Annotated in this window: 14 protein-coding genes; 3 read left to right on the top strand and 11 right to left on the bottom strand. The window is 73.5% G+C overall.

The genetic code is table 11. The annotated features are described in order from the left end of the window. Positions 1-211: 211 nt before the first annotated feature. From pheT to infC, 7 genes are all read right to left on the bottom strand, one after another. On the bottom strand, positions 212-2,752 hold the full coding sequence (pheT, locus tag ACIQ6R_RS25565; protein ID WP_404223647.1) for a phenylalanine--tRNA ligase subunit beta: 2,541 nt from the start codon (positions 2,750-2,752) through the stop codon (positions 212-214). After that, positions 2,752-3,897: a phenylalanine--tRNA ligase subunit alpha gene (gene pheS / locus ACIQ6R_RS25560; RefSeq protein ID WP_404179656.1), complete on the bottom strand. Its 1,146-nt coding sequence runs from the start codon at positions 3,895-3,897 to the stop codon at positions 2,752-2,754. The genes pheT and pheS overlap by 1 nt, the downstream gene beginning before the upstream one ends. 158 nt (positions 3,898-4,055) lie before the next feature. Continuing rightward, a complete protein-coding gene (locus ACIQ6R_RS25555) occupies positions 4,056-5,195 on the bottom strand; it encodes an ATP-binding protein (protein ID WP_404179659.1) in 1,140 nt (379 codons plus the stop codon). Positions 5,196-5,245: 50 nt separating this feature from the next. Then, complete coding sequence (locus ACIQ6R_RS25550) at positions 5,246-6,094, bottom strand: TrmH family RNA methyltransferase (RefSeq protein ID WP_404223646.1); 849 nt, start codon at positions 6,092-6,094, stop codon at positions 5,246-5,248. A 181-nt stretch (positions 6,095-6,275) separates the two neighbouring features. Next, the gene (gene rplT, locus ACIQ6R_RS25545) at positions 6,276-6,659 is read right to left on the bottom strand and encodes a 50S ribosomal protein L20 (RefSeq protein ID WP_003977226.1); all 384 of its coding nucleotides are present in this window, start codon (positions 6,657-6,659) and stop codon (positions 6,276-6,278) included. Between the two features lie 96 nt (positions 6,660-6,755). Next, a complete protein-coding gene (rpmI, locus tag ACIQ6R_RS25540) occupies positions 6,756-6,950 on the bottom strand; it encodes a 50S ribosomal protein L35 (protein WP_003977225.1) in 195 nt (64 codons plus the stop codon). A 108-nt stretch (positions 6,951-7,058) separates the two neighbouring features. Continuing rightward, a complete protein-coding gene (gene infC, locus ACIQ6R_RS25535) occupies positions 7,059-7,712 on the bottom strand; it encodes a translation initiation factor IF-3 (RefSeq protein WP_404180126.1) in 654 nt (217 codons plus the stop codon). Positions 7,713-8,098: 386 nt separating this feature from the next. Here infC and ACIQ6R_RS25530 point away from each other — a divergent pair, with 386 nt between their 5' ends. Continuing rightward, positions 8,099-8,455, top strand: a complete 357-nt coding sequence (locus ACIQ6R_RS25530) for a DUF1844 domain-containing protein (RefSeq protein WP_310874228.1) — start codon at positions 8,099-8,101, stop codon at positions 8,453-8,455. Here the strand turns inward: ACIQ6R_RS25530 and ACIQ6R_RS25525 are convergent. After that, positions 8,446-9,189, bottom strand: coding sequence for an SseB family protein (locus ACIQ6R_RS25525; RefSeq protein WP_404223644.1), 744 nt, complete (start codon positions 9,187-9,189; stop codon positions 8,446-8,448). The two genes, ACIQ6R_RS25530 and ACIQ6R_RS25525, sit on opposite strands and share 10 nt — an antisense overlap. Positions 9,190-9,496: 307 nt before the next feature. On the opposite strand from ACIQ6R_RS25525, the gene ACIQ6R_RS25520 reads away from it, so the two are divergent. Then, positions 9,497-10,300 (top strand): serine hydrolase, encoded by an 804-nt coding sequence (locus tag ACIQ6R_RS25520; RefSeq protein ID WP_404223642.1) that lies wholly within the window; start codon positions 9,497-9,499, stop codon positions 10,298-10,300. Here the strand turns inward: ACIQ6R_RS25520 and mycP are convergent. Further along, on the bottom strand, positions 10,285-11,478 hold the full coding sequence (gene mycP, locus ACIQ6R_RS25515; protein WP_404180129.1) for a type VII secretion-associated serine protease mycosin: 1,194 nt from the start codon (positions 11,476-11,478) through the stop codon (positions 10,285-10,287). The two genes, ACIQ6R_RS25520 and mycP, sit on opposite strands and share 16 nt — an antisense overlap. Before the next feature lie 59 nt (positions 11,479-11,537). Beyond that, on the bottom strand, positions 11,538-12,350 hold the full coding sequence (locus ACIQ6R_RS25510; RefSeq protein WP_404223858.1) for a hypothetical protein: 813 nt from the start codon (positions 12,348-12,350) through the stop codon (positions 11,538-11,540). 1,230 nt (positions 12,351-13,580) lie between these two features. Between ACIQ6R_RS25510 and ACIQ6R_RS25505 the strand changes: the two genes are divergently transcribed. Beyond that, positions 13,581-14,783 carry an amino acid deaminase/aldolase gene (locus ACIQ6R_RS25505; protein ID WP_404223641.1) on the top strand — a complete coding sequence of 401 codons (1,203 nt, stop codon included), beginning with the start codon at positions 13,581-13,583 and terminating at the stop codon, positions 14,781-14,783. Positions 14,784-14,814: 31 nt separating this feature from the next. Here the strand turns inward: ACIQ6R_RS25505 and ACIQ6R_RS25500 are convergent, their stop codons facing one another. After that, positions 14,815-15,798: a DUF2510 domain-containing protein gene (locus ACIQ6R_RS25500; RefSeq protein ID WP_404223856.1), complete on the bottom strand. Its 984-nt coding sequence runs from the start codon at positions 15,796-15,798 to the stop codon at positions 14,815-14,817. Between the last annotated feature and the right edge of the window lie 5 nt (positions 15,799-15,803).

Below are 15,803 nucleotides of genomic sequence, written 5' to 3'. Positions count from 1 at the left end.
CTGATCGCCGTTCAGTGTGCGGGTGCGTTCCCGGCCGCGGATGCGCGATGGCTGGTCGCGCCCGCGCGGCGGAGCCGTACATGTCACAGCCCCGCGCCCCTCATCGGCGTCAGGGTGACATACCTCAGGGGGCGCGGGGAACCGCGCGACCGGTCACCGACTGCCCGCAGTCGCCGACCCGGCGGAAACCCCACGCCCCTGGGGCGAACCCCTAACTACGCAGCACCGCTCCGACCCGCTCGCCCGCGAGGGCAACCGCCGCGTCGCGGGCCGCGGAGGCCTCGTCGACCGTCAGCGTCCGGTCCCCCGCGCGGAAGCGCAGCGCGTACGCCAGGGACTTGCGCCCCTCGCCCAGCTGCTCCGCGTTGTCGTAGACGTCGAACAGCCGGATGGACTCCAGCAGTTCACCGGCGCCCTCGCGCAGCGCGGCCTCGACCTCCGCCGCCGGGACGAACGCGTCGACGACCAGCGCGACGTCCTGCGTGGCGACCGGGAAGGTGGAGATGCCCGGCGCCTGAGGGGTGTCGTCGCCGACCCGCTCCACCGCGTCGAGGTCCAGCTCCATCGCGCAGCTGCGCGCGGGCAGGCCCAGCGTCTTCAGGACGCGCGGGTGCAGCTCACCGGCGTGTCCGACGACCCGCTCGGTGCCGTCGACGGTGACCGTCAGCTCGGCGCAGCGGCCCGGGTGCCACGGACCGTACTGGCCCTTGCGGGAGCCCAGTTCGGCGCCGGCCTCGCGGGCGACGGACCGGGCGGCCTCGATGGCGTCGGCCCAGTCGGCCGGACGGCCCTTGCCCCACCAGCCGGCCTGTTCGCGGGCGCCGGTCATGACGACGGCGACGTGCCGCGGCTGGTCGGGCAGCGCGGCGTCCAGCGCGGCGAGGTCGTCCTCGCTGGGGCGCCGGTCGACGGGCAGGTTGGCGGCGGTCTTCCGCTCGTCGCGAGGGTGGAAGACCAGGCCGGTCTCGAACAGCGCCAGGTCGTGTGAGCCCCGGCCGTCGTTGCGGCGCAGCGCGCTCAGCAGACCCGGCAGCAGCGTGGTCCGCAGCGCGGGCTCCTCGTCGCTGAGCGGGTTGACCAGTTTGACGACGCGGCGGGCCGGGTCGTCGGCGTCCAGCCCGAGCTGGTCGAAGACCTGCTCGCTGACGAACGGGTAGTTCGGCGCCTCGACGTAACCGGCGCCGGCCAGCACCCGGCCGACGCGGCGGTGCAGCCGCTGCCGGGCGGTCAGGCCGCGGCCCGCGGGGGGCCTGGGCAGCGTGGAGGGCAGGTTCTCGTAGCCCTCCAGGCGGATGACCTCTTCGGCCAGGTCGTTCGGGTCGGTGAGGTCGGGCCGCCAGGACGGCACGGTGACGATCAGCTCGTCCTGTCCGTACACGTCGCAGCCGACCTGCTGGAGGCGGCGTACGACGGTCTCGCGGCCGTACTCCACGCCCGCGACCCGGTCCGGGTGGTCGGCGGGCACCCTGATCGTGTGCGGCGCGGAGGGGGCGCTGATCTCGGTGACGCCGGCCTCGGCGGTGCCGCCCGCGAGCAGCACGAGCAGGTCGACGGTCCGCTGGGCGGCGGCCGCCGCGGCCTGGGGGTCGACGCCGCGCTCGAAACGCCGGGACGCCTCGGAGGACAGCTTGTGGCGGCGGGCGGTGCGCGCGACGGACACCTGGTTGAAGTGGGCGGCCTCGACGACCACGTCACTCGTCGCGTTCTCGGCGTCGCCGTGGTCGGCGATCTCCGTGTTGGCGGCGCCCATGACGCCGGCGAGGCCGATCGGGCCGCGGTCGTCGGTGATGACCAGGTCCTCGGCGTGCAGCTTCCGCTCGACGCCGTCGAGGGTGACGATCTTCTCGCCCGCCTCGGCCCGGCGCACGCCGATGGTGCCCTGGACCAGGGAACGGTCGTAGGTGTGCAGCGGCTGGCCCAGCTCCATCATCACGTAGTTCGCGACGTCCACGGCGAGGGAGATCGGGCGCATGCCGACCTTCTGGAGCCGGCGCTGGAGCCAGATCGGGGACCGCGCCTCGGCGCTGAGGCCGGTCACCGTGCGGGCGGTGAAACGGTCGCAGCCGGTGGGATCGGCGATCTTCACCGGGTAGCCGTAGGCGTTCGGGGCGGGCACGTCGAGCAGGGCCGGGTCGCGCAGCGGCAGGCCGTAGGCGATGGCGGTCTCGCGGGCGACGCCGCGGATGGACAGGCAGTCGCCGCGGTTGGCGGTGACGGCGATGTCCAGGACCTCGTCGACCAGTTCGAGCAGCTCGATGGCGTCCTTGCCGACCTCGGTCTCCGGCGGCAGCACGATGATGCCGTGCGAGCCTCCCCCAGACTCCGTCCGGGGGGGCCCCCAGTCGCCCATGCCCAGCTCGTCGCCGGAGCAGATCATGCCGTGGGAGGTCTTGCCGTACGTCTTGCGGGCGCTGATCGAGAAGCCGCCGGGCAGCGTGGCGCCGGGGAGGACCACGACGACCTTGTCGCCGACGGCGAAGTTCCGGGCGCCGCAGACGATCTCCTGGGGCTCACCGGTGCCGTTGGCCCGGCCGACGTTCACGGTGCAGAAGCGGATCGGCTTCTTGAAGCCCTCCAGCTCCTCGATGGTCAGCACCTGGCCGACGACCAGGGGGCCCTTGAGGTCGGCACCGAGGTGCTCGACGGTCTCGACCTCGAGCCCGGCCGAAATGAGCTTGGCCTGGACGTCACGGCCGGTCTGCGTGGCAGGCAGGTCGACGTACTCCCGCAGCCAAGAAAGCGGGACCCGCATCAGATCTCCATCCCGAAAGGCCGGGTGAAGCGCACGTCACCCTCGACCATGTCTCGCATGTCCTCGACGTTGTGGCGGAACATCAGCATCCGCTCGATGCCGAACCCGAAGGCGAAACCGCTGTACTTCTCCGGGTCGACGCCGCAGGCGGTGAGCACCCGCGGGTTGACCATGCCGCAGCCGCCGAGCTCGATCCAGCCTTCGCTGGAGCAGGTGCGGCAGGGCCGGTCGGGGTTGCCGACGGACGCGCCCTTGCAGACGTAGCAGAGCATGTCCATCTCGGCGGACGGCTCGGTGAAGGGGAAGAAGTTCGGCCGCAGCCGGGTCTTCATCTCCGCGCCGAACAGCGACTGGACCATGTGGTCCAGGGTGCCCTTGAGGTCCGCCATGGTCAGGCCCTCGTCGATCGCGAGCAGCTCGACCTGGTGGAAGACGGGGGTGTGCGTGGCGTCCAGCTCGTCGGTGCGGTACACGCGGCCGGGGCAGATCACGTAGACCGGCAGCTCGCGCTCCAGCGCGGAGCGGATCTGCACGGGCGAGGTGTGGGTGCGCAGCACGACACCGGACTCGGTGCCGCCGGACCCCGCGGCGGAGCCGCTGTCGGATGCGGTCTGGACGAAGAAGGTGTCGGCCTCGCCGCGGGCCGGGTGGTCCGGGCCGATGTTCAGGGCGTCGAAGTTGAACCACTCGGCCTCGGCCTCGGGGCCCTCGGCGACCTCGTAGCCCATGGCCACGAAGACGTCCTCGATGCGCTCGGAGAGGGTGGTGAGCGGGTGGCGGGCGCCGGCCGGTACGCGGTCGTAGGGCAGCGTGACGTCCACGGCCTCCTCGACCAGGACGCGCGCGTCGCGCTCGGCCTCCAGCTCGGCCTGGCGGGCGGCCAGCGCCTTGTTCACGGCGCCGCGGGCCATGCCGACGCGCTTGCCGGCCTCGGCCTTGGCCTGCGGGGGCAGGGCGCCGATCTCGCGGTTGGCCAGCGCCAGCGGCGAGGTGCCGCCGGTGTGGGCGACCTTGGCCTCCTGGAGCGCGTCGAGGGAGTCCGCGGCGGCGAAGGCGGCGAGCGCCTCGTCCCGCATGCGCTCGATCTCTTCCGGTTTCAACGCCTCGACCTCGACAGGGTCGTACGACTTATTCGGTGCCGACATCTCTTCCCGTGCTTCCGATTGGCTGGCTGGGACGCCCCGTCTACGGTCCGGAGACGGGGCTGGGACGCTTCGTCTGCGGAACTGGACGCAAAGGTGCCAAAGACCGAGTCTAACGGGGCTGTGGAACGCGGATTACGCCCGTGGGGGCGTCGGCCGTCTCAGGTGAGATACGCCGGAGCCGCCACGGGCAACGTAAATCGGAACTCGGCGCCGCCCCCGGGGGCGCGGCCGACGGTGATGGTGCCGCCGTGGGCTTCGACGATGCCCTTGACGATGTACAGCCCGAGGCCGGTGCCGCCGCGCTTGCTGCCCCGCCAGAAGCGGGTGAAGACGCGGTTCATGGACTCCTCCGGGATGCCGGCCCCCTCGTCGCTCACCGTGACCGACGTGCCGACGTCCTCCCCTTCGCGGGGCGACGCCGTGGGCGTGACGTCGATGGTGACGGTTCCCTCGCCGTGCCGCACGGCATTTTCCAGCAGGTTGCTCAGCACCTGGTCGACCTTGTCGGGGTCGGCCCACAGGTCCGGCAGGGGCTGCGCGAGGCGGAGCAGGAAGCGGTCGGCCTCCTGGCCGGCGGCGACGTACGCCTGGATGTGGCGGCCGACGGCGGCGCCGATGTCGACGGGCTGGCGGCGGACCTCCAGCCTGCCCGAGTCGATCCGCGAGATGTCCAGCAGCTCGGCGATGAGCCGGGTGACCCGGTCGGCGTCGGCGTCGACGGTCTCCAGCATCAGCCGCTTCTGGTCGTCGGTGAACCTCTCCCACTTGGCCAGCAGGGTGGCCGTGAAGCCCTTGACGGAGGTGAGCGGGGAGCGCAGTTCGTGGGCGACGGTGGCGATCAGTTCGGCGTGGCTGCGTTCGGTGCGGCGGCGGGCCTCGGTGTCGCGCAGGGTCACGACGACGCGGTGGACGGGGCCGGTGGGCCGGGTGCGGACGTAGCGGGCGGAGACGAGGACCTCCCGTCCGCCGGGGAGCAGCAGGTTGCGCTCGGGCTGGCCGACGCGGATGGCCAGCCCGCCGTAGGGATCGGTCAGCTGCCACCAGCGCCGCCCCTCGATGTCCTCCAGGGGAAGCGCCTTCTCCAGCTGCTCGCCGAGGGCTTCGGCGGCGGGGACGGCGCTGATGCGGGCGGCGGCCGCGTTGAAGCAGACGACCCGGCCCCGCTCGTCCGCGACGACGAGGCCGTCGGGCAGCTCGTCGGGGTCGATGCCGAGGTCGGCGAGATCACCGGGTGTGCGGGGCGCGGGCGGACGCGGCGCCTCCCGTGCACCCGGTGCGCTGCTCGTGCCGACGCTCATTCCCGTACCCCACCTCTCAACCGCGCAGGGGCCTTGAGCTGGTCACCCTACTAGCTCTCGGTGACGCTGCGGCACCCTCCGGCGGCACGCTGTGCACGCGCCGACGCGTAGAGACATACGGCGGCGGCGGTGGCGAGGTTCAGACTCTCCGCCTTCCCGTGGATCGGGACGCGCAGGACGGCGTCGGCGAGGGTGCGGGTCTCCTCCGGGAGCCCCCAGGCCTCGTTGCCGAACACCCAGGCGGTGGGGCCGCCCATGGTGCCGGCGTCCAGCTCGGCGTCGAGGTCGTGCTCCCCCGCCCCGTCGGCGGCGAGGACCCGGACCCCGGCGTCCCTGAGCCCGGCGACGGCCCGCTCGACGGGTACGCCGACGGCGACCGGCAGGTGGAACAGTGAGCCCACGGAGGCGCGTACGGCCTTGGGGTTGTACAGGTCGACGGAGGCGTCGGTGAGCACGACGGCCTCGGCGCCCGCGGCGTCGGCGCAGCGCAGCACGGTTCCGGCGTTGCCGGGGTCGCGGACGTGGGCGAGGACGGCGACGAGCGCCGGGCGGGCGGCGAGGATGTCGTCGAAGGGGGTGTCCACGAACCGGCACACCCCGACCAGGCCCTGCGGGGTGACGGTGGTGGAGATGTCCTCGATCACCTGCTCGGCGGCGAGGTGGACGCGCGCACCGGCGTCACGGGCCGCGCCGATGATGTCGGCGTAGCGCTCGGCGGCCTCGACGGTGGCGAACACCTCGACGAGCGTGTCCCCATAGCCGGCGGCCTCCCGCACGGCCTGCGGCCCCTCGGCCAGGAACAGCCGCTCCTTGCCCCGGAAGTTCCGCTTCGCCAGCCGCCGCGCGGCGAGGACCCTGGGGGAACGGGGAGAGATCAGCTCGGGGCTGGCGGGTCGCACTCTTGCTCACCTTCACGTTTTGATCGACGGGAACTGCAACGCGCCCCCAGGGGCGCGGGGAACTGCGCGACCAGCCACAACGCGCCCGCGGTGGACAACGAACCGAACGACGGCAATCGAAGGGACCCGCAGGCTTGAAGCCTGCGGGTCCCTTCGACGATGGCTCAGAGCCAGCGCGGCGTCACGCGGCCTTCGGCGCGTTGACGTCGCTCGGCAGCGCCTTCTGGGCGACCTCGACGAGCGCGGCGAACGCGTTCGGGTCGTTGACGGCCAGCTCGGCGAGGATCTTGCGGTCGACCTCGACGTTGGCGGCCTTCAGGCCCTGGATGAAGCGGTTGTACGTGATGCCGTTGGCGCGGGCAGCGGCGTTGATGCGCTGGATCCACAGCTGGCGGAAGTCACCCTTGCGCTTCTTGCGGTCGTTGTAGTTGTAGACCAGCGAGTGGGTGACCTGCTCCTTGGCCTTGCGGTACAGGCGCGAACGCTGACCGCGGTAGCCGGAGGCCTGCTCGAGGATCGCCCGGCGCTTCTTGTGGGCGTTGACTGCCCGCTTGACGCGTGCCACTTTTAACTCCTTGTAGCGGGGCCGCGGTGATACTCACGCGGCCCGGTATCGATTGGGTCCCGGTCCTGCCGTACGGCGCTCAGCGGCGCCCGTACGTCACTTGCCGAGAAGCTTCTTGATCTTCGCGGCGTCGCCCGGGGCCATCTCGGCGTTGCCGGTGAGGCGACGCGTCACGCGGGACGACTTGTGCTCGAGCAGGTGGCGCTTGCCGGCGCGCTCACGGAGCACCTTGCCGGAGCCGGTGATCTTGAAGCGCTTGCTGGCACCGCTGTGCGACTTGTTCTTCGGCATAGCGCCGTTCTCTCCTCGTCGGTGGCGCTCCGATGCCCGGTCGTGAAACCGGGCACGGTGGAGCGTCGCTTGTATCGGTTACGTCCTGGGGACTGGCGTCCCCCGGGGTCACGCCTCGGCGGGTGCCTCGGCCGGAGCCTCGGCGTCCGCATCGTCGGACTCCGCGGCGTTCTGCGACTTGCCGGGGTTGGCCTTCGCGTCCGCCTTGCGGGCTTCCTGCGCCTGGCGAGCCTCGGCCATCGCCTCGGTCTTCTTCTTGTGCGGACCGAGGACCATGATCATGTTTCGGCCGTCCTGCTTCGGGTTCGACTCCACGAACCCGAGGTCGGCCACGTCCTCCGCGAGACGCTGCAGCAGTCGGTAGCCCAGCTCGGGCCGGGACTGCTCGCGACCACGGAACATGATCGTGATCTTGACCTTGTCGCCCTGCTTGAGGAACCGGACGACGTGACCCTTCTTGGTGTCATAGTCGTGCGGGTCGATCTTCGGCCGGAGCTTCATCTCCTTGATGACCGTGTGCGCCTGGTTCTTGCGCGCCTCACGTGCCTTCATGGCCGACTCGTACTTGAACTTCCCGTAGTCCATGAGCTTGCACACGGGCGGACGGGCGTTCGCCGCGACCTCGACGAGATCGAGGTCGTACTCCTGCGCAAGCTCCAGGGCCTTGGCAAGCGGGACAATCCCGACCTGCTCGCCGCTGGGACCGACAAGTCGCACCTCGGGAACGCGAATCCGGTCGTTGATGCGGGGCTCGGCGCTGATGGATCCTCCTCGGTAGCACCACGCGACGGTCTGGCGGACAGCCGCGTAACGTCTGTGTTCGATAGACCTGACCGCGCCGGCGCAACAAAAATGCCCCGGACGATCACACGCGGGGCTCCTCGAACTACTACCGGAGCACCGCCGCGATGGTCGCGGGGCGCGATTTCGGGCTGGTCGCCGCCGCTGGGACGGGACCGCCTGACCGGTGACCCGCCGTCCGTGGGACGGCCAGGTGGGAGTTCGAAAGCCTCCACTTGTGGGCCGGGCGCGCCGCCGTGGGGCGTGCGTGTCCGACCGGTCGTTACACAAGGTTAGCAGCTCGGCAGGGGAAGGGCTAACCGAGACCGAGTGGGGCCGCCCACCGCCCTGCGCCTATCGTGTGCGGCATGAGTGACACCCCTCCTGAGACGCCCGACTTCGATGCCATGACCCGCGACATCGCCGAGGTTCCCGCGGTCGAGGTGATCGTGACGGTCGCCGTCAACCTGATGAGCGCCGCCGCCGTGAAGCTGGGACTGACCGAGGAGGGCGAGGCCCACAAGGACCTGGACGAGGCCCGCAAGCTGGTGCACGCGCTGGCCGGTCTGCTGGACGCGACCGCGACCGAGATCAGCTCGTTCCACGCGGCCCCGCTGCGCGACGGCCTCAAGTCGCTCCAGCTGGCCTTCCGCGAGGCCTCCCTGGTTCCGGACGAGCCCGGTCAGGGACCGGGCGAGAAGTACACGGGGCCGATCTACGGCTGACCCTGTTCCCTCACGTACAAGGGCTCGCCCGGCGGCGTCGCCCCGGCCGGCAGCAGTGCCAGGTCGAGGCCCCGCACCAGGCGGGCCCTCAGTGTTTCGTCGGCGGCAAGGCGCTCAGCGACGGCGCGGGCGGCCCTCGCCGGGTCGGCACCGGACTCCAGTTGCAGCGCCAGGGTGCCGTCGGCCCGTCCCGGCCCGAGATGCGCCCGGAGCACGGCCGGCTCGGCCGCCACAGCGGCGCGTACGGCCTCGGCGACGGCCGGGTCCTGCAGTGGATCGGTCGTCGTACGGCCCTCGGCCAGCGCCAGCAGCACCGCTCCGGTCAGTTCGAACGGCACCGGCCCGGCCAGGTCCAGTACGACCGTGTCCGCCTTCTCGTGCGCGGCGGCCCGCAACGCCTGGTGCACGGGTACGGCGACGGGACGGGCCCCGGCGTCCCAGCGGGCGAGCGAGTCCGTGGAGGTGAACGCGGGCAGGGCGGTGCGGTCGCCGGCCTTCAGCGTGGGAACGGCCATGTCGCTGCTCTTCTCGCGGCGCAGCCCGTTCTCGTCCTCCTCCACCTCCCCGAGGACGGCCACCACGGGCACGAGCAGCCGGGCGCCCTTGAGCGTCTCCAGCACGGGCCCCAGGGCGGTGCGGTCCTCGGCCCAGGCGGCGAGCGCCGCGCTCAGCCGGGGGTCGGCGGAGCCGTCGTCGTCGGAAAATGCGGAGTCGGGGATGTTCTTGTCGGCCACGGTTCCCGACCCTAGTCGAGCGGGGCTGACCGCTTGCCGCGGCCTCCCCTGCCCGGCGGCGGTGACGATCATGGTGGGTAGCCTCGCCGGATGACCGCGACCTTTGACGACGCCGTCCGCTCTCGACGGATCGCGGTGGTCGTGCGCCCGGTCAAGGTGCGGCACATCGTGGGGGCGGAGCGGTTCCGTCCCGGCGGCCCGGGGCCCGCTTCCCGAGCGACTTCGGCCGAGCCGCGGGCGACGGGCGCCCCGGTGCGGGCGGCGCCGTATCGTCGTCGGCCTCGGCACCCTCGGGCGGGAGGCATCGGTGGAGACGGTCGAGCCGGTCGTGGACCGTGACGCGCTGCTGGCCTCGGCCATGGCGTCGGTGACCGTGGCGGACGGCGCCGAGGTGTCCGTGGCGGTGCTCGACGCGGACTCCGGCGAGAGCGCCTCGTACGGCACGGGTGTCTTCGAGACGGCGAGCATCGTCAAGGTGGACATCCTGGCGGCGCTGCTGCTCCAGGCGCAGGACGCCGGGCGGGCGCTGACCGCGGCCGAGAAGGCGTACGCCGTCGCCATGATCGAGGACAGCGACAACGACTCGGCGTCGGCGCTGTGGCGGGCGATCGGGACGGCGGACGGGCTCGACGCCGCGAACGAGCGCTTCGGCCTGACGGGGACGGACGGCGGCGACGGCCCGCTGTGGGGGCTGACCCGGACCACGGCCGCCGACCAGGTCGCGCTGCTGCGGCAGGTGTTCGTGGCGGACGGCTCGGAACTGAGCGAGGCCTCACGGGCGTATGTGCGGGGGCTGATGGGCCGGATCGCCGACGGCCAGCGGTGGGGTGTCTCGGCCGCGGCCGACGGTGGCAGCGGTGTCGAGGGGGCCGGGTGGGCGCTGAAGAACGGCTGGCTGCGGCGCGGCACCACCGGACTGTGGGTGGTCAACAGCATCGGGCGGGTCACATCGGGTGGCCACGACCACATGGTGGCGGTGGTGTCGCGGGGCAGCGCGACCCTGGCGGAGGGGATCTCGCTCATCGAGGCGGCAGCACGTGCGGCGGTGTCCGTGTTCGCCGGTGAGGGCGGCACGGCCGACGACGCCGCCCCGGGTCAGAAGTCGTCGTAGCGTTCGCGGCGGCCCCGCCACAGGACGACGGCCGCGACGATCATGACGCCGCCCGCGCTGCCGGCCAGTGGGGCCGCCCAGGCCGAGGTGTCGTCGTCGGAGGCCGGGGCGTCCGGGCCGGAGCCGAAGTACTTCTCGCCGTACGCCGCCGACTTCAGCCCTTCCGGCTTCAGCCGTCCGGCCGCCTCGATGGCCGCAGCGGGGTCGACGAAGCCGTGGCCGCGGGAGTCGTCGCGGCCCTCGGCGGGGGCGTTGCGGGCCGTGTCCTCCAGCAGGGACTTGACCTGGGCCGGCGTGAGATCCGGGTGGGCCGACTTCACGAGGGCGGCGGCGCCGGAGACGAAGGCGGAGGCGGCGCTGGTGCCCCAGCCCTCGTAGTACCGGTGGTCGGGGTCGGCGATGATCACGTCGACGCCGGGGGCGCTGACCGTGGCGTACCAGCGGCGGGTGGAGAAGGAGGCGCGGGTGCCGTAGCGGTCGACGGCGGTCGCGGCGATCACGCCCGGGTAGGCGGCCGGGTAGGAGATGTGGTCGCCCTTCTCGCCGCCGTTGCCGGCCGAGGCGACGACGACCACGCCTTTCCCCAGGGCGTACTGGATGGCCTCGTCCTCGGCGGGTTCGGGGTGGGCGGAGGCCGAGTCGTCGCCGAGGGAGAGGTTGATGATGTCGGCGCCGTGGTCGGCGGCCCAGCGGATGCCCTCGGCGAGGGCGTTTCCGCGGGTCTTGCGGGCCTTGGCGCGCGCCGGGTCACCGTCCTCCAGGATCACGCGCAGGGGCAGGATCTTCGCCTCCGGGGCGATGCCCATGACGCCCTCGGCGTTGCCGGCGCCGTGTCCGTGCCCGGCGATGATCCCGGCCATGGCGGTGCCGTGCCGGGCCCAGGCGCGGTCGCCCTCGCTCGCGCCGAAGCCGACCAGGTCCTTGCCGGTGAGCACGTTGCCGGTCAGGTCGGGGTGGTCGGCCTCGACGCCGGTGTCCAGGACAGCGACGGTGACGCCCGCGCCCCTGGTGGTCTCCCACGCCTCCTGGGTGTGCATGGCGTCCAGGGCCCACTGCTGGGCGCGGATGCCGTCGGCGTGCGCGGCGGGTGCCGGTACGAGGACGAGGGCGGCGGCGAGGAGGAGGCTCAGGACGCCTGTCCCGCGGGTCCGGGGCGCGGCCGTGTCGGCGGGGGGCACGGCGGTGTCGGCGGGGTTCCCGGCGGGGCCGGCGGGGTTCGCGACGGGGCCGACGGGGTTCACGACGGATGCTCCGTGGCCGGGCCGACGTTCTTGCGCAGGGCGCGTTCGACGCGGTCGGCGAGGCCCTGCGCCTCGTGGCCGAGGCCGGCCTGGGCGGGGGCCGACGTGGCATCGGACTCCATGGCCTCCTCGGCGGGCTCCGGCTCGTCGACGGTGCGGGCGTCGGCCCAGCCGGACACGGCGTAGACGACGACGGGGGCGTCGGTGAGGACGGAGACGGTCCACGAGGCCCGCTGCCGCGCGCCGAAGCCCGCGGCGACGGTGTCCTTCTCGGCGTACGGCAACGGCATGAGGTCCTCTCGGCGGCCCAGGCCCTCCTTCTCGAACCGGCCCGCCAGTGACGTCATGGCGGCGGCGTCGGCCTTGGCGAAGAGCAGGCCGACGGTGGTGACGTGGCTCTGGGTGGCGTCGGTGTAGGTGGCGCGCAGCAGGCGCCGGCAGCCGATCGGGTCGAGGGCCTTGGCCAGCAGCGGCTCGAAGGCACCCGCGCAGTCGCTGTCCGGGGCGACGGCGACACGCGTCCAGGTGCGGTCGGCGCCGCCGGGGCCCGCGCCCTGTCCCCGCACGGTGGCCGGGAACAGCTGGTCGACCGGCACGCTGTGCCACAACTCCCCGGCCTCGGCGAACGCGCTGCGGGCGCCACCGTCCCCGGAATCCCCGGCGAGCCAGCTGCCGGTGACGGCGCCGGTGACGAGTCCCAGCCCGAGCACGAGACAGACGGCCGCGGCGACGGCCTGGGGCCGCAGCCGCCCACCGAGCGGACGCGGCCGGGCCGGCTCGTCGTAGCCCTCGGGCTCCCCGAACGACACACGCGGCCGCCCGCCGCCGGGCGCCGCCGGCGTGCTCCAGGAGAAGGCCGGGTCGGGGGTGGCGGCGCCCGGAGACGGGGCCGTCGGGTCGGACAACGGGGTGAGCGCCGGTCGTCGCCGCGGATACGGTTCGGCTCGGACTCCCGATTCCGCTCGGGCTTCCGGGGTCGCTCGGGGTTCCGGGGTCGCTCGGATTCCCGGGTTCGCTTGGGTTCCCGGGTTCGCTCGGGTTCCCGATGCCGCTCGGGCTTCCGGGTCCGGAGTGGGTGCCGGTGCCGGTGCTGACTCCGGCGCCGGCGCCGGTTCTGCCGGGATCGGACGCAGGCGGGTCGTCGTCTCCGTCGGGGACTCCGCGGGAGCGGGGGACCGGCGGGGCCGCGCCTCGGGCGTCCCGCTCCCGTCCGGGGTCTGGCGGACGACGTTCGGCGGGCCGTCGGGAAAGCGGGCGGAAGCGCGGGGCGGCGGGGGCGCGGGGTCGGTGGCTCGGGAATCGGTGAGCCGGAAGCGCGGGTAGCGGGGCCGGGCACCGGTGCCGGGGCCGGGGCCCTCGGGGTCGCCGTCCCTGCCCGGCGTGGACGGGCCGAGGTCCCGGCCGTCGCCCGAGGAGGCGGTTCCGTCCGTACGGTCTTCCCCCGCCGCCGTACGACGCCCCGGGGTGTCGTCGCCCTCCGGTGCCGTGGCCGCGTCGGTGCCCCGGTGGGAGGCGGAGTGCGGGAGGTGCACGTCACCGCCGCGCGCCGCCGGTGCCTGTGCGGGGCGAGGCGGGGTGCCCGGACGAGGCGGTGCCTCCGGGGGAGGCGGCGTGCCGGGGCGGGGCGGAGTGGCCGGGTGGGGCGCCGTGCCCGAGTGGGGCGGCGTGTCCGGATGGGGCGGCGTGTCCGGATGGGGCGAGGTCTCGGGGCGCGGGGGGACGGAGGCGCGGCGTGCTTCCGTGCTCATGCGCCCCCCGCTTCCTCTTGCTCGGGCCCGGGCCGTTTCTCCGACGCGGGCCGGTGATGTGGTTTCCCGCCCCGGCCCGGTGCGGACCGATCCGTCCCGGGCACGCATACCCGCACGGGTCGACCGCCATCCCGGCGCGGACCTCGGGTCCTGCCGCCCGGGCCGTCGGGCCGTGCGTGCGCGTCACTCTACGGCGTGACCCCGCCCGGCGGGGAACCAGTCCGCGCGCCCGTGGCATTGGCCCGGAACGTCCCCCTACCCTGCGGTAATCCTGTCTGGCAGGCTGCGTCCATGACTGCGCGCGCCGCTGACCGGGCCCGTTACGACCGGGCCACCGCCCATCTCGACGCCCCCGTGGCGATCGTGGATCTGGAGGCCTTCGACGCCAACGCGGACGACCTGGTCCGCCGGGCCGGCGGCAAACCGATCCGGGTCGCCAGCAAGTCCGTACGCTGCCGTGCGCTGCTCGAACGCGCCCTGGCGAGGGACGGTTTCGCGGGCGTCATGTCGTTCACGCTGGCCGAGTCCCTGTGGCTGGCGCGCTCCGGTTTCGAGGACGTGCTCCTCGCCTATCCGTCGGCGGACCGCGCCCGGTACGCCGAGCTGACCGCCGACCCCAAGCTCGCCTCCGCCGTGACCGTGATGATCGACGACCCGGCGCAGCTGGACCTCATCGACGCCGCGCGCGACGGAGGCGGCGAAGTCGTGCGGGTCTGCCTGGAGTTGGACACTTCGCTGAAGCTGCTCGGCGGACGGGTGCGGGTGGGGGCCCGGCGCTCCCCGCTGCACTCCCCCGCCCAGGTCGCCGACCTGGCCCGCGCGGTGGCCCGCCGGCCGGGGTTCGAGGTCGTGGGGCTCATGGCGTACGAGGGTCATGTCGCCGGTGTCGGGGACGCGGTGGCCGGCCGGCCGCTGCGGTCCCGGGCGGTACGGCTGATGCAGGCCGCCGCCCGCCGGGAACTCGCCGAGCGGCGTGCCGCCGTCGTGCGGGCGGTGCGGGCCGTGGTGCCCGGCCTCGAGTTCGTCAACGGCGGCGGCACGGGCAGCGTGCAGCACACCGCAGCGGAGGACGCGGTCACGGAGATCGCCGCCGGGTCCGGGCTCTATGTGCCGCGGCTGTTCGACAACTACACGTCGTTCCGGGGCCGTCCGGCGGCGCTGTTCGCCCAGCCCGTCGTACGGCGGCCGGGGGTCGGGGCCGTGGCCGTCCTCGGCGGCGGCTATCCGGCCTCCGGTGCGCCCGGCGCCGACCGGCTGCCGGTGCCGTACCTGCCCGAGGGCCTGCGCTACGACTCCCAGGAGGGCGCCGGTGAGGTGCAGACGCCGCTGCTCGGCTCGCCCGCCGACGACCTCCTCATCGGCGACAAGGTGTGGTTCCGGCACGCCAAGGCGGGTGAGCTGTGCGAGCGGTTCGACGCGCTGCATCTGGTGGAGGGGGACGCGGTGACGGCGACGGTGCCGACGTACCGGGGCGAGGGACAGACGTTCCTGTAGGGAGAGGGGCGCGGTTTCGCAGTCGGCCGGGTCAGCTCGACGGGCCGATGCCGCTGCCCACGCCGCCGCCCGTGTCCGCGTCGCCGACGGGCCGGATGCCCTTGGTGATCCGGTCCATGTCGTCGAGCGGCGGTCCGTCCTCGCCCGCGTCGAAGACGTAGCGGACGAGGATCGGGGACTCGGTGCCGACGGTGGAGGGGAAGACCAGCGACTGCACGTAGCCGCCGGGGCCCTTGGCCGTCTTCACCCGCCAGCGCACGTAGTACCCGGCGCGTCCGGCGACCGCGACCGGCCCGGAGGCCACCTCCTCGTGGGACTCGATGCCGCCGAAGGGCTTGTTGCCGATCAGGTCGCGGTCGTAGGCGTCGTCGGCCGCGTCCTCGATGTCCTGCCGGGCGAGGGCCTTCGGGGAGGACTCGGCGTTCGCGGTGACGGTGCGGGAGATGACGAGGCCGTGCCGGCACACGCCGCCGTCGCCGGGGCAGTCGTAGGTGCCGTCCGTGGTCATCATGACGTCGTCCTCGGTGACGTACTTGGGCAGCACCCAGCCCGTCGGCAGCGGGAAGGTGATGCCGTTGAGCTGGTCCTCGACGACGGCCGGGGCGTCGGCGGAGGGTCCGGAGGACGTCGGCGAGGGGGTCGGGGGCGCACTCGTCGGTTCCGGGACGGCGGACGTCGCGGTGGCCGGCGGGGGCTGCGCCACGGGGCCGCCGTCGTCCTCGCCGAGGAAGAACACGCCGGTGACGATCGCCGCGACCAGCACGGCCGCCGCGGTGGTGAGGGCGACGGCCTTTCCGCGCCCGCCGACACCCGCCTGCTGCTGGGGTTGCATCGGCTGGTGCTGGTGCTGCATCGGCTGGTGCTGGTGCTGCACCGGCTGCTGCCGCGAGGGCGGGGGCGCGCCGAACCCGGTGGGCTCGGGGGCGCGACGGTGCTCCGTCCAGGCCGTGCCGTCCCACCAGCGTTCCTGGGGCGGGGCCGACGGGTCGCGATACCAGCCGGGTGGCGGCGTCATGCTCA

Source organism: Streptomyces sp. NPDC096048, from assembly GCF_044763415.1.
In the GTDB taxonomy this organism is placed as follows: Bacteria; Actinomycetota; Actinomycetes; order Streptomycetales; family Streptomycetaceae; genus Streptomyces.
Note: the sequence above shows the minus strand (reverse complement) of the source record. Positions and strands in the feature narration are given on the sequence as shown.